The following is a 12,523-nucleotide window of genomic DNA, read 5'->3' as shown; positions in this document are numbered from 1 at the left end:
GGGCCTCCTCTCCATAGAAGGCCACTCCCATGTCCAAGAACTGGCTCATCACAGGCGCCTCCTCCGGCTTCGGCCGCGGTCTGGTCGAAACACTGCTTGCACGCGGCGATCGCGTCGCCGCCACCGTGCGCAGGCCCGACGCCCTGGGCGATCTGCAGGCAACGCACGGAAGCGCACTGACCGTACTGCAACTGGACGTGCGCGACACCGCCGCGGTGCACGCTGCCATTGCACAGACATTCGCAGCGCTAAACCGCATCGACGTGGTGGTCAGCAATGCCGGCTATGGCACGCTGGGCGCAGCCGAGGCCGCCACCGAGGCGCAGGTGCGCGCGCTGATCGACACCAACCTGATCGGCTCCATCAGCGTGATCCAGGCCGTGCTGCCATACCTGCGTCGGCAAGGCGGCGGGCACGTGATGCAGGTGTCTTCCGAAGGCGGGCAGATCGCCTACCCAGGCTTCAGCCTGTACCACGCCAGCAAATGGGGCATCGAAGGGTTCGTGGAAGCGGTGCGACAGGAAGTGGCGGGCTTCGGTATCGAGTTCACCCTGGCCGAGCCCGGCCCGGCGCGCACCAACTTCGGCACCGCGCTGGTGCGTACTGACCTCCCGGTTGACTATGCCAATACGCCAGTCGGCGCCCTGATCCGCGCGCTGGACAACGGAAGCTGGGTTATCACTGGCGACCCGCAACGCATGGTGGATGCAATGATCGCGTGCACCGAGCAGAGTCCGCCACCGCTGCGCCTGGTGATGGGTACCGCGGCGTACCACGCCATTCACGACGCTCTCAGCGCGCGCCTGAGCGCACTGGAAGCCCAACGCGATATCGCGCTGTCGACCGATGCGCCGGCAGCTGTGGGCTGAGCGCTTGCAGCGTTAATTGCAGCCGTTCGCGTCGCCGCACGGCCGTAAGGGTGCCATCTCCCTTAGGGTGCCATCTCCCTTCACGACCCCCATGCCGTCAGCCTTGCCAGAATGCCCGCCGTTTATGCCCGCAATGGCGGGACATCGGAGTGGGATGCATGATCTGGATCATCGTGGCCGCTGTGGTCGTCACCTTGCTGGTGGGGCTGCTGCTGCTCAACTTCGCCACGCCGGAGAAGAAGCTCCAGCACATCCCCAAGCATCTGTACGACGTGGCGGATCCGCAGTTCAAGCGCGAGATGTCGGTACTGCTGGGCCCGGCGATCCTGCCGGGCAATCGCATCGACGTACTCAACAATGGCCACGAGATCTTCCCGGCCATGCTGGCTGCGATCCGCAGCGCGCAGCACACCATCACCTTCGAAACCTACATCTACTGGTCGGGCGAGATCGGCCGCGAGTTCAGTGACGCGTTGTCCGAACGCGCACGCGCCGGTGTGGCGGTGCGGGTCACCATCGACTGGGGCGGCAGCCTGAAGATGGACCATGCGCTGGTGGACACCATGACCGAGGCCGGCGTGGAAGTGCATCGCTACCGCCCGCTGGCCTGGTACAACCTGCACCGCGTCAACAACCGCACGCACCGCAAGCTGCTGGTGATCGATGGCCGGATCGGCTTCACCGGTGGCGTGGGCGTGGCCGACCAGTGGATGGGCGATGCGCAGGACCCGGAGCATTGGCGCGACACCCATTACCGCATCGAAGGCCCGGTGGTGGCGCAGGTGCAGACCGCCTTCAACGACAACTGGATCAAGACCACCGGCCGCGTGGTCAACGGCGCGCAGTACTACCCGGCGCTGGAAGCGGCCGGCGACAGCGATGCGCAGTTGTTCGTGGCCTCGCCGGCCGGCGGCAGCGAGAGCATGCACCTGATGTACCTGGTCGCCATCGCCGCCGCGCGCAGCACCATCGACCTGGCGGCGGCGTATTTCGTGCCCGATGCATTGATCACCCGGTCGCTGCTGGAGGCCCGCAGCCGCGGGGTCAGCATCCGCGTGCTGCTACCGGGCAAGCATATCGATGCGGTGTCGGTGCGGCTGGCCTCCAAGGCCAGCTGGGAGCCGCTGCTGCAGGCAGGCATCGCAATCCACGAATACCAGCCCACCATGCTGCATACCAAGCTGCTGATCATCGACGGTTTGCTGGTGTCGGTGGGTTCGACCAACTTCGACATCCGCTCGTTCCGCCTCAACGACGAGGCCAGCTTGAACGTCTACGACGCCACGCTGGCCGCACGCATGACCGAGGTGTTCGAACGCGATCTGCAGCGCGCCGAGCAGTACACGCTGGAACGCTGGCGCGCACGGCCGTTGCGGCAGAAGCTGGGCGAGAAACTGGTGTTCCCGTTCCGCTCGCAGGTGTGAGCGCGCAAGGCCGGTGACAGCGGTTAGTGCGCCGCCCCCGCCGCGCCTGCCTGCAGGCGCAGCTGGCGCAGACGCCACCACAGCCCGGCGATATGCACCAGCGCATACAGCACCAGCGCAGCCGCAATCCCCAGGGTCAGCGGGCTGGCCTGCGATCCGGCAGCGGCCGCACCCTCGCTGAAAGCGCCCGAGGCCCAGCGCCAGGCCAGCCGGCCCAGCAGCACCAGCATCAACGCCGCGCCGATCCACGGGTTGGGCGTGTACCAGCCGCGGCCCTGCGCCCATTCGGCATGCGTGTAGCGCAGCGACAGGGCGCCCAACCCAATGCCGGCCACCGCTCCCAGCGCGATCCCCAGCCGCACCTGCGGCAAGCCGTACACCGCGAACCCCAACGCCGCCGCAAGGATGAGCAGGGCCGTCGTGCGCAGTCCGGTCGCCAGCGGCTTCCACGGCTGGCGGCCGAAGCTGCGCCGGATCCGCCGGTAGTAGAGGAACCCGATGGCAGCCATCGACAGATACGGCGTGAACGGGGCGATGGCGTGGGCGGGCATGACGCGGTCCTGGTGAAGTGGCCGCTGCAGGATGAAACCCGGCCATGCCGCCGACAAGGTGCCAAGTGTCACTTTCTGCTGCCACCCGTGCGCCGGCATGGCCACTGGCAGGCGGCTGCAGCGCCGGCAGCGTGCACTGCGGCCGCCCTCGCCGGTGAATGCCACGCCTGCGCGCCGGTTGTTGCCACACGCCAGTCCGCGCTGCGGCGGTAGACTTGCCGGCAGTATTCCCCCACCGCAGTGCCATGTCCGCCATCAAGCATCACGCCCGTACGCTGATCGACACGCTGCCCGACACCGCAGGGTGGCAGGACGTGCTGCATGCGGTGACCGAGGCCAGCTTTCAGGCGGCCGTGCTCGACGGCATTGCTGCCGCCGACCAGGGCGCCTTCGTCGCGCCGGCGCAGCTCACCGCACTGTTCGCCGGATGGGGCGTTGATGTTGCGGCGTGAGTGGACCGTCCCGGCCGCCAAGCAGCTTGCCCACGCCCAGGATCACTACCACGCGCTCAACCCGCTTGCGGCGGCGGCGATGGCACGGCAGGTCCTGCACGCCACCCGCACGCTGGCCGAACAACCCGGCCGTGGCCGCGCCGGCCGGGTGCCGGGCACCCGCGAATGGGTGGTCAAACAGACCCCGTACGTGCTGGTCTACCGCGTGCGCGATGACACGCTGCAACTGCTGCATGTCCAGCTGGACGCCGGCGACTGGCTGCCGCGCACCGACCCACTGATCGAACGCCTCGAGCCATGGATCGCCGCGCTGATCAGCGCGCTGCTGCATGTGCTGATGCTGCTGATCCTGCTGTCGGCCTCCACACCCACGGTGACGCCGCCGCAGGGCTCGGCCAGCGGCGGCCGCACCAAGGTGGACTTTGTCGGCGACACCGACCAACCCCAGCAACCCACCCCGTCGCCAACGCCCACCCCGCCCTCGCAGACACCGGTACCGGTACAGCCGCCACCGGCCGCCTCGCCGGTGCAATCCACGCTGGTGCAGAACGCCAGGAACCCGGTACCGCCGCAAGGCAGCACGCGCAGTGGCGGACTGACCGAACAGCGCCAGGCCAGGCCGGTGCAGCGTCCCACTCCGCCGCAACCACCGGCCGACCCATCATCGCCGCCGCAGCGCCGCCCGGAAACCTGGACCGGCCGTCCACCGGGCATGCTCGATGAACCGGCCGACGCCGCCGAAGACGGCACTTCGTACACGCCCACCATCAGCCAGGGCCGCCGCAACGACCGCAGCAACGCCCAGCCCAGCATGGATATCGGCGGCTACCAGGTCTATTACGACGTGCGCAGCGAAACCCAGCTGCGGGTATGGAAGGAACAGGGCATGCAGGAGATCGCCATCATCCTGCCCGGCACCCAGCAACGCATGGTCTGCCCGCTGGATGTCGCGCTTAAACGCGGCTCCAGCAAATGCCGCCTGCTGCCGCCGGATTCGCCGGAGCTGAAGAGCATCGGCGACGCCCGCGAGGTCATCAACATGATGGAGGTCTATCGCCTGGGCGAACCGGTCTGGCGCGGACCGGGGCCGTATCGCTGAGGGCGCTGGCGCAGTGCGTTTGCTCACGTTGCTGCATCGTTGACGAGCGTCCACGGGCAATGCAGTCGACCGTCTCCAGCGGCTGTGACCCAGCCGGTGCGGCAGCGCGATGGCCAAAGATCGGCCACGTCGACCGGATCTCGCACCTGGCGCGCTTGCCTGGCCGGGAACTCGCTACAGTTTGCAAAGAGCGGCCGTTCTCCGCCGTCCCACCTACGCCTCCAAGGATCCGCATGTGCCTGCACCCTCTCGCCCCTCGCCTGAGTCTGGCCGTTGGCCTGCTGTGCGCCTGCACTGCGCACGCTGCCGAGACGGTGGCTGCCCATCGCTTGCTGCGTGTGACGCTGGGTGAAGCGACCGACCAGCCCACCTCCGGGCGCCTGCTGGTGTTCGCCACCCTGGCCAAGGACGCGCAAGCGCAGGCCAAGGACGGCAAGGTGGACGCGGTGGACACCAACCCGTTCCGTCCCAGCGCCACCGCGGTGGCCGCGCAGGAGGTGACCGGGCTCGTAGCGGGTGGCAGCGTGCAGATCGACCTGGACAACATCGCCTTCCCCAGCGGGTTCTCCGCGCTGCCGGCCGGCGACTACCTGTTCCAGGCGGTGCTGGACCCGATCCACAGCTATGGCTATCTCGGCCGCGATGGCGGCGACCTGCTGAGCGTGGTCACCCCGGTGACGCTGGGCAAGAAGACGCCGCTGCCTGCGCTTACCCTCAGCACCCGGCTGCCCACCTCGGACGACCCGTGGCAGGTCTCGCCGCGCGCGCCGCAAGCCGTACGCGATGCCGTGCCCGAGGCCAGGCTGCACAGTGCCGATGCCTCGATGGTGAGCCCGGCATTGAGCGCGTTCTGGGGCCGGCCGGTCTCGCTGCGCGCCCGCGTGCTGACGCCGCCCGGCTACGATGCCAAGGCCGCCACGCGCTATCCCACCGTCTACGTCACCCACGGCTTCGGCGGCAACTACAACCGCTTTGCCGGCAGCATCGCCAGCGCCTGGAGCGCGATGGCGTCCAAGCAGATGCCGCCGATGATCTGGGTCTTCCTGGACCAGTCCACGCCCACCGGTACCCATGAATTCGCCGATTCGGTCAACAACGGCCCGTGGGGCACGGCGTTGACCCAGGAGCTGATCCCTGCGCTGGAACGCAGCTACCGGATGGATGGCAAGGCCAGCGGCCGCTTCCTCAACGGGCATTCCTCCGGCGGCTGGGCCACGCTGTGGCTGCAGACCCGCTACCCCAAGTTGTTCGGCGGCACCTGGTCCACATCGCCCGATTCCAGCAACTTCCATGACTTCACCGGGCCGGATCTGTACGCACCCGATGCCAACATGTACCGGCGCGCCGACGGCAGCCAGGTGCCGTTGATCCGCGACCACGACAAGGTGGTGGCCGATCTGGAAACCTTCGCCAAACTCGAACGCGTACTGGGCCCGTACGGCGGCCAGTTCACCTCGTTCGACTGGGTGTTCTCCCCGCGCGGCGCCGACGGCCGCCCGCTGCCGATGTTCGATCGCGACAGCGGCAAGGTGGACCCGGCCGTGGTGGCCTACTGGCGCACGCACTACGACATTTCTGCCCGGGTCGCCGCGCAGTGGCCCACGCTCAAGCCCGACCTGGACGGCAAGATCCACCTGATCGTCGGCACCGCCGACACGTTCTACCTGGATGGCGCGGCGCGCAAATTCCAGGCGGTGCTGGACGGCCTGGGCGCCAGGAGCGACTTCCGCTACCTGGAAGGCCGCACCCACTTCGACCTGTACCAGGAGGGCGACGACAACAACGCCTTGATGAAGAAGATCGCCTGGGAGATGTACGCAGTGGCACGTCCGAAGCGGTGAGTGCACAGCTGCATGCACCCGCACGCCGATCAGCGTGCTGGCCATATTCGCCAGATGCGGCCATGGGTGACAGCTCTTGCGATCGCTGCAGGCGTTGCACGCCGCAGATCACAGCGCCGGTGGAACTGCGCCGGCGCACGCGCGCACCGGGTGTGCGATGCCACCTCTTGCTGAATCCAGCGAGTTGGACTTCAGGCGTTTCAAGCTTGCCTCGGCCTGCTCCGGGCTGAGGTCGTTGCTCGGATCGAAAGCGATGGTTGTCTGCAGCTGGCTTCCGACGGGCTGACCCTCGTCGTGCAATGCCGGTGCAAATCGCCAAACACGCACGCCATCGGTCGCCACCTTGTCCCGCTCAGCGTTTGGCGCTGCTCTCCTGAAGGGATGGATTCGCCACGGCCCCGTCCTGTTCCACCCAGAATCGCCCTTTGCCTTCGCCACCCACTCCGGTCAGCACCAGGCGTATTGGGTAGCGAGGAACAACCGTACGCAGTGCGACAGCAGCACGCGCTTGGGAATTGACCTGAGAGGATGGCGGCTCACCCTGTGCTTGCACCAGGCCGATGGGGGCGATCATCCGCACTGCCGCATAGACCGCTAACGACTTTTTAGACAATCCGGATCGCCCTAATCTGTGGTGTCGACGCTGCGGCAATCAGCCGGCGGAGCGTTTCAGACGCGGGTGACATTACGCCGAGCGCTTCGGTAGCTCCCATTCCATCTGTTGCCTGAGCACCAGCAGCAGCACCTTGAGGCGGCCGGCGCGCACCATGGCGGCCGGCGTCTGGCCATCCAGCGCGTTCATCGGTTCGCGGAACCAGCGGATCAGGCTCTCGTTGTTGCCGCCGTGCAGTGCCCAGGCGTGGCACACGATTTCACCCAGCGCTTCGATCCCGTCACTGCCCAGCAGCTTGAGATGCTCCGGGGTGAACTTGAACATCGACAGCACCAGTTCCGCATCGGCGGCCTTGCCGTGTTCCACGCTCATCTGCTCGCTGTGCGCGGTGCTGTAGCTGGACGGCTGCGCACGCAAGGCTTCGGCCCGGCGCATACCGGTGAGCAGTGAGGCGATGAGGTCGGCGCGTTCCATGGGTGATCCGGCAGTGTCTTGCGCGCACGCTAGCGGTGGCGCCGACGGCGCTCAATCGGGAGTCTCCCGACAGCCGCCAAACAGGTCAGCGGCCGTTGTCGTTGGCGGCCATGGCGTGGTCGACGTCTGTCCAAAACAATTGCGCTGCGTGCCGTCTCCTCAAGGGTCACCGGCGCGAGCAGCCGGGCGCGCGGCAATCGCCTGCCACCCCTCATGACGCGGCGACGCCACTGAAGATCTGGGCACTGCGCGGCTACGCAAGCGTGGGCATCGCGGCGGCGCACACGCACACGGGTACCAGGCTAAGGTCCACTACAGGCCGCGGCCATCGCCTCGACGGGATTTAACGAAGCGCTTGCTAGCATCCGGGCGCGTCATCGGCAGCAGCCCTGCCCGGCTGTCGCCATTGGAGTGCCATCTCATGAGGAGTTGTCAGATGCCCTGGAAATCCGCTCTTGCCTTGCTTGCCCTGTCCACCGCCGCACTGCCGGCGCTGGCCCAGTCCGACCGCCAGGTGGCCGAGGACATGATCACCCGCTCGGCCAATGTCTGCCCTGGCCATAGCACCGACCGCACCTCGCCCACCGTCAAGGCCGTGCCCGTAGGCGCGCTGCGCGTGATGCTGGAACGTGGCCTGGTGATGTGCCCCGACCGCCGCCTGGACGCGGCTGCGCCGGCGGTGTTCTACGGTCGCCTTGGCGTGTTCGCCTGGAACCCTGAAGTGCCTGCCGCCAAGACCGTGATTGTCCAGCAGATCGGCGCAATGACCCGCAAGGACGACTACCCGGTCGAAACGCTGGTATGGGACGCCAAGGGCACTGCGCTCAAGCAGCAGACCGTGCCGATGTTCGAACCGCGGCCCGGCGCGGCGGTGTTGTACAAAGTGCGTTGAGGCCCTGCGGCGCTGTGCGCCGCAACTGTTTCAGCCGGCATCCCGCGCGATGCCGGCACCGGCCGGGGCAGCATACGGACGCGCGCCCGGGCTTCTGGCATCTGCAATGCTGCTTGCCACGGCGTGCAGCAGCAACGGCACCGCCCAGCTGGCCCAGAGCAGCGTTGCAATCGTCGCGGGCGACGGCGCCACGCCGGCAGTGACAGCGGCATACAGCACAACGCGGAAGGCTACCGGCGCAAGGGTCACCAGATACGCCCGCACCATCCAGCGCCGGTGCTGGCTGATCTGGTTGCGGCGGATGGCCAGCACGCCGACGGACGCCACCACCAGCCACGCCGCCTCCGTCGCTGCGAAGGCGACCCGGATCGCCATGGGCGCGGGCGAGGTGGCGATCAACGCGGTGGCGCCAACCATCGCCAGTAGCATGCCGGCGACGTAGGCACGCCCCACCCAGCGATGCACCCATGCCTGCCGACGCCAGCGTTGCGTGGCGAACTGCAACGTACCGAGCACGATGCCTGCCGCCCCGCCTCCCAGATGGCACCACAGCCAGCCGCGCCGGGTCAGGAACATGGCATATGCGGGCGCGTCCAGCGCGGCGTACTTCAGGTACACATGGCGCACGAACTCGGCCGCTAATGCGGCCAGCGCAAGCCACAGCAGCGCCCACGCCACGCGCGCGACCGGCCTGCCACCGGCGACCGCATCCCCTTCGCGCATCGGATCGATCCGCATGCCCCACTCCTTCGGCCAGCCTGCACTCGGCTGCGAAACGCTAGCATGAGCACGCAGCAGGAGCGCAGGGGCAGGGGCGTGTGTTCGAGCCCAGGCCGGGCGGCGGCAGCAGCGGCGTACAAGGTGCGTTGAGCACATGGGCAAACGCGGTGCAACATCCCCGCGCTCGTCCCATCGCCTGGCCGCTCATCGCCAAGGCAACGCCATGACATCCCGGCGCGCGCGCTGCGCAGTGGCGATTGCCGCGGCGCACGTTCCAGCGCAGGCGATGCGTCCAGTGCGGCCGTCAGAGCCCCAGGTCGGACAGGCCCGGATGCGCATCGGGCCTGCGTCCGAGCGGCCAATGGAACTTGCGCTCGGATTCCTGGATGGGCAGGTCGTTGATCGACGAAAAACGCGCGTGCATCAGGCCGTCGGCGCCGAATTCCCAGTTCTCGTTGCCGTAGGAGCGGTACCAGTTGCCCGAATCGTCGCGCCATTCGTAGGCGTAGCGCACCGCGATGCGGTTGTCGTTGAACGCCCACAGCTCCTTGATGAGCCGGTATTCCAGTTCCCTGGCCCACTTGCGCTGAAGAAACGCCTGCGCCTGGTCACGGCCGGTGACGAACTCGGCGCGGTTGCGCCAGCGCGTGTCCACGCTATAGGCCTGCGCCACCTTGGCCGCGTCGCGGCTGTTCCAGCCGTCTTCGGCCAACCGCACCTTCAGCAAGGCGGTGTCGTGGGTGAAGGGCGGCAGCGGCGGGCGGGACGATGCAGACGATGACATGGCAAAACTCCTCAAGGAAGGTAAAACACGCAGGGGGCACTACCCGAGCAACCGACGGGCAGCGTGTTGGGCGGTGGTTGCAGCGTCCGTCCCGCCAAAGACCAGGGCCACGGCGATGGCGCCGTCGATCAACACCAGTAACTGCTGCGCCAGCGCATCCGGGTCTGGTCGGCCGGTGGCCACCACCAGGCTATGCAGATACGCGTAAAGGCGCTGCTTGTGCGCGCGTGCCGCCAGGCGGATCACATGATTCGGATCGCCGGTCTCGCCGGCCGCATTGAGAAACGCGCAACCATGGAAACGGCTGTCGGCAAACCAGTCCTGCAGCGCGTCGAAGCACGACAGCAGGCGCGCCACCGGATCGGCGCTGTGCGAGGTGGCCGCCTCGAACCACGCCATCCAGCGCTCGTCGCGGCGCAGCAAGGCCGCTTCCACCAAGGCGTCCTTGGTCGGATACAGGCGATAGAGCGTCTTGCGCGCCACCCCGGACGCCTTGACGATCGCCTCCATGCCGGTGGCATGGATACCACCGGCATAGATCAGGCGCTCGGTAGCGTCGAGTAAGGCTGCATTGGGCTGGGCGTCGGGGAGTGAGGACATGGGCGGCTAGAGAATGATCGTTCTCAGAATGTAGAACGATCGTTCTCTGGTGTCAACTGAGCAGGTGTTTCTGAAGCGACGATCGTCCGGCCGCCGTTATCGCTTGCCTGGAGCCTGGTCAATTGATTGGACGCAGGAAGCGTGGATCACAGATAGTGGTCGCCTGCTGACAGGCACGCCAGCCTGCGGCAGCGAGGATGCATCGCCGCCGTCCGATCGGATTTCCTGTCGTCCACCGAACCTGGCGCTAGCTGCTCAGTCGTTGTTCGTGGATCTCATCGACACTGCGGCGCAGTGCCCGTGCGGCGGTAAAGATCTCCTCGCCCAGGACCGGCACGCTGCCTGCGTCCAGCGCCGCGCGCCCACATACCGCCACCATGTCGCTTTGCGCAGTGATCGCGCGCAGCAGTGTGTGGATGCGGTCGATCTGCTGATGGTGACGCCGAAGGCGAATTGCTCCGTGTGCGAATCCACCTTTTCTGCTGATGCAGCCCTTCTACGGCTGTTCGAAGTCGCCATGCCGCCCGTCCTCGACCTAAGCGGAGCCATCTCCACCGCCTGAATTATCCTTTTTTCAGATATTTGGAAAAGTAGATATAGCTTTATTGCGGCCTATCACTCTTGCCGCCATGCCAATCAAGTCGATCCGTAAAGACCATTACGACCTCTTGCTGCAGCAATTGCGTGAACTTCGACTCTCCGCTGGGCTAACGCAAGTTACCCTGAGCACAGCGCTCAAACGTCCACAGTCGTACGTGAGCGACGTCGAGCGAGGCAGTCGCCGGAGGGATCTTCTCCAGTTGCGGGCCTTCTGCAATGCCTGCGGAACCTCCCTTACCAAGTTCGTCACTCAGTTCGAGAAAGGACTCAAGTAGCCCACAAAGGCACTGCAGGCTGCTTCAGTTGGGAACTTTCGGTCCAACTGTCGCTGTAAAGCTCCGGGCCTTGCCGGTAATGGGATCATCAAACGCCAGCGTGTGCGCAAACAGCTGCAACGGGCGCTCAAGATCATCCGGCTGCTGCTCCTGCAGCTCCGGATAGAAGCGGTCGTGCAGGATTGGTGCACCCAGTGCGGCCATATGCACGCGCAGCTGATGCTTGCGGCCGGTGACCGGCTCCAGCCGATACGTCCAGGTGTCCGCACCGCGCGCCACGACCTCGATCCGGGTTTCGCTATTGGCCTGGCCCACGCCCTCGCACATGCGGAAGAACGGCTCGCCCGGCTGCAGCCGGCTGCGATGCACATGGGGAAACGTCAGCCCTGGCAGCGGCGGTGCCACCGCCAGATAATGCTTGCGGATACGCCGCTCGCGGAACAGCGCCTGGTAGACCCCGCGCGTGGCCGGGTTGGCCGAAAACAGCACCAGCCCGGCGGTGTCGCGGTCGATGCGGTGCAGCGGCACCAGCGACGGGTTGTCCAAGCGCAGTGCCAGCCGGGTAAGCAAGGTCTCGCGCACGTAGGCGCCTGCGGGAGCCACCGGAAGGAAGTGCGGCTTGCAGGCGACAATCACCTGCGCATCGGCATGCACCACCGTTTCTGTTGCGGCAATGACCGGCTCATCGGCCACTTCGCGGAAGTAATACAGGTCTGCGCCCAACCGATAGGGCGCATCTACATCCATGGCCTGCTGCTGCGCATCCAGCACACGGCCACGCGCAAAACGGGCACGCCACGTGGCGGCGTCCACGCCGGGGAAACTCGCGCACAGCGCCTCCAGCACGGTGCCCCAGGGACCGGCCGGAAGCTGGAAGCGGCTGGCAGGAATGCCATCGCGGAGTGGGCGGGCAGCAGACATGGCAACGACGCAGATGCACTCAGTTTCAGGAGCGGCAATCGTACCGTGCCGTGCCGGTGCTCTCCGCAAGGCTGCGCCGGCAGCGCTGCGTGGAGAGGATGCCAGCGAGCGTTACGCAGCGCGCCCTGCCTGGCGCTGTTGCGACGTGGCGGGCTGGCAAGGGACTGCGATGCACGGTGCAACCACCGATGCGAAGGCAGTGACGGGTTATTTCAAACCAGCAGGCATTGCCGGCCACCGTGATGCGCCTCAAGACGGGCGGTGGAAGCTGTGGCACCCGATGACGTTCGCTCGCCTGCACCATTACGAGGTCGGGTATGACGCTTCGAGCCGCACGCGCGATGTCGCATTACTAGTGGTTGGGTGCAGTGCACCCACACGCTTGTGACAAGGCCAAGTCGCCCCGCG

Annotated in this window: 13 protein-coding genes and 1 pseudogene; 7 read left to right on the top strand and 7 right to left on the bottom strand. The window is 66.8% G+C overall.

What is annotated here, in order from left to right; translation table 11 throughout:
• Positions 1-29: 29 nt before the first annotated feature.
• Together A7D17_RS03955 and A7D17_RS03950 are read left to right on the top strand one after the other, a co-directional pair.
• Complete coding sequence (locus A7D17_RS03955; RefSeq protein ID WP_064507904.1) at positions 30-869, top strand: SDR family oxidoreductase; 840 nt, start codon at positions 30-32, stop codon at positions 867-869.
• A 158-nt stretch (positions 870-1,027) separates the two neighbouring features.
• Complete coding sequence (locus tag A7D17_RS03950) at positions 1,028-2,293, top strand: phospholipase D-like domain-containing protein (RefSeq protein WP_064507903.1); 1,266 nt, start codon at positions 1,028-1,030, stop codon at positions 2,291-2,293.
• Between the two features lie 23 nt (positions 2,294-2,316).
• Here the strand turns inward: A7D17_RS03950 and A7D17_RS03945 are convergent, their stop codons facing one another.
• Positions 2,317-2,844 carry a CcdC protein domain-containing protein gene (locus tag A7D17_RS03945; RefSeq protein ID WP_064507930.1) on the bottom strand — a complete coding sequence of 176 codons (528 nt, stop codon included), beginning with the start codon at positions 2,842-2,844 and terminating at the stop codon, positions 2,317-2,319.
• 245 nt (positions 2,845-3,089) lie between these two features.
• Between A7D17_RS03945 and A7D17_RS03940 the strand changes: the two genes are divergently transcribed.
• The 3 genes from A7D17_RS03940 to A7D17_RS03930 all read left to right on the top strand — a co-directional run bounded on the left by A7D17_RS03940 (position 3,090) and on the right by A7D17_RS03930 (position 6,236).
• Entirely contained in the window at positions 3,090-3,296 is a 207-nt protein-coding gene (locus tag A7D17_RS03940) for a hypothetical protein (RefSeq protein ID WP_064507902.1), read from the top strand.
• Positions 3,283-4,395, top strand: coding sequence for a type II toxin-antitoxin system RelE/ParE family toxin (locus A7D17_RS03935; RefSeq protein WP_064507901.1), 1,113 nt, complete (start codon positions 3,283-3,285; stop codon positions 4,393-4,395). The genes A7D17_RS03940 and A7D17_RS03935 overlap by 14 nt, the downstream gene beginning before the upstream one ends.
• A gap of 233 nt (positions 4,396-4,628) precedes the next feature.
• Positions 4,629-6,236, top strand: coding sequence for an alpha/beta hydrolase (locus A7D17_RS03930; protein WP_064507900.1), 1,608 nt, complete (start codon positions 4,629-4,631; stop codon positions 6,234-6,236).
• Positions 6,237-6,921: 685 nt separating this feature from the next.
• Here A7D17_RS03930 and A7D17_RS03925 read toward each other — a convergent pair.
• Positions 6,922-7,323 (bottom strand): antitoxin Xre/MbcA/ParS toxin-binding domain-containing protein, encoded by a 402-nt coding sequence (locus A7D17_RS03925; protein ID WP_029218187.1) that lies wholly within the window; start codon positions 7,321-7,323, stop codon positions 6,922-6,924.
• Positions 7,324-7,759: 436 nt separating this feature from the next.
• Here A7D17_RS03925 and A7D17_RS03920 point away from each other — a divergent pair, with 436 nt between their 5' ends.
• Positions 7,760-8,215, top strand: coding sequence for a hypothetical protein (locus A7D17_RS03920; protein ID WP_064507899.1), 456 nt, complete (start codon positions 7,760-7,762; stop codon positions 8,213-8,215).
• 30 nt (positions 8,216-8,245) lie between these two features.
• On the opposite strand, the gene A7D17_RS03915 is transcribed toward A7D17_RS03920, so the two are convergent.
• The 4 genes and pseudogenes from A7D17_RS03915 to A7D17_RS24775 all read right to left on the bottom strand — a co-directional run bounded on the left by A7D17_RS03915 (position 8,246) and on the right by A7D17_RS24775 (position 10,838).
• Positions 8,246-8,938: a DUF2306 domain-containing protein gene (locus A7D17_RS03915; RefSeq protein WP_064507929.1), complete on the bottom strand. Its 693-nt coding sequence runs from the start codon at positions 8,936-8,938 to the stop codon at positions 8,246-8,248.
• Positions 8,939-9,239: 301 nt separating this feature from the next.
• A complete protein-coding gene (locus A7D17_RS03910) occupies positions 9,240-9,719 on the bottom strand; it encodes a nuclear transport factor 2 family protein (protein ID WP_064507898.1) in 480 nt (159 codons plus the stop codon).
• 39 nt (positions 9,720-9,758) lie between these two features.
• Positions 9,759-10,319, bottom strand: coding sequence for a TetR/AcrR family transcriptional regulator (locus tag A7D17_RS03905; RefSeq protein WP_064507897.1), 561 nt, complete (start codon positions 10,317-10,319; stop codon positions 9,759-9,761).
• Between the two features lie 247 nt (positions 10,320-10,566).
• Positions 10,567-10,838 (bottom strand): annotated as a pseudogene (locus A7D17_RS24775) (hypothetical protein).
• A 110-nt stretch (positions 10,839-10,948) separates the two neighbouring features.
• Between A7D17_RS24775 and A7D17_RS03895 the strand changes: the two are divergent.
• On the top strand, positions 10,949-11,194 hold the full coding sequence (locus A7D17_RS03895; protein ID WP_064507896.1) for a helix-turn-helix domain-containing protein: 246 nt from the start codon (positions 10,949-10,951) through the stop codon (positions 11,192-11,194).
• 24 nt (positions 11,195-11,218) lie between these two features.
• Here A7D17_RS03895 and A7D17_RS03890 read toward each other — a convergent pair whose 3' ends face one another.
• Complete coding sequence (locus tag A7D17_RS03890; RefSeq protein WP_064507895.1) at positions 11,219-12,115, bottom strand: pseudouridine synthase; 897 nt, start codon at positions 12,113-12,115, stop codon at positions 11,219-11,221.
• Positions 12,116-12,523: the final 408 nt, after the last annotated feature.

The organism is Xanthomonas floridensis (assembly GCF_001642575.1).
Lineage (GTDB): Bacteria > Pseudomonadota > Gammaproteobacteria > Xanthomonadales > Xanthomonadaceae > Xanthomonas > Xanthomonas floridensis.
The sequence above is the reverse complement of the archived record's forward strand: the minus strand, read 5'-3'. Positions and strand labels throughout refer to the sequence as shown.

Coding starts and splice junctions, on each gene's coding strand:
- A7D17_RS03950 (WP_064507903.1), top strand. CDS start 1,028: ATGATCTGGATCATCGTGGCCGCTGTGGTCGTCACCTTGCTGGTGGGG.
- A7D17_RS03935 (WP_064507901.1), top strand. CDS start 3,283: ATGTTGCGGCGTGAGTGGACCGTCCCGGCCGCCAAGCAGCTTGCCCAC.
- A7D17_RS03905 (WP_064507897.1), bottom strand. CDS start 10,319: ATGTCCTCACTCCCCGACGCCCAGCCCAATGCAGCCTTACTCGACGCT.
- A7D17_RS03895 (WP_064507896.1), top strand. CDS start 10,949: ATGCCAATCAAGTCGATCCGTAAAGACCATTACGACCTCTTGCTGCAG.
- A7D17_RS03930 (WP_064507900.1), top strand. CDS start 4,629: ATGTGCCTGCACCCTCTCGCCCCTCGCCTGAGTCTGGCCGTTGGCCTG.
- A7D17_RS03915 (WP_064507929.1), bottom strand. CDS start 8,938: ATGCGCGAAGGGGATGCGGTCGCCGGTGGCAGGCCGGTCGCGCGCGTG.
- A7D17_RS03920 (WP_064507899.1), top strand. CDS start 7,760: ATGCCCTGGAAATCCGCTCTTGCCTTGCTTGCCCTGTCCACCGCCGCA.
- A7D17_RS03925 (WP_029218187.1), bottom strand. CDS start 7,323: ATGGAACGCGCCGACCTCATCGCCTCACTGCTCACCGGTATGCGCCGG.
- A7D17_RS03940 (WP_064507902.1), top strand. CDS start 3,090: ATGTCCGCCATCAAGCATCACGCCCGTACGCTGATCGACACGCTGCCC.
- A7D17_RS03955 (WP_064507904.1), top strand. CDS start 30: ATGTCCAAGAACTGGCTCATCACAGGCGCCTCCTCCGGCTTCGGCCGC.
- A7D17_RS03945 (WP_064507930.1), bottom strand. CDS start 2,844: ATGCCCGCCCACGCCATCGCCCCGTTCACGCCGTATCTGTCGATGGCT.
- A7D17_RS03890 (WP_064507895.1), bottom strand. CDS start 12,115: ATGTCTGCTGCCCGCCCACTCCGCGATGGCATTCCTGCCAGCCGCTTC.
- A7D17_RS03910 (WP_064507898.1), bottom strand. CDS start 9,719: ATGTCATCGTCTGCATCGTCCCGCCCGCCGCTGCCGCCCTTCACCCAC.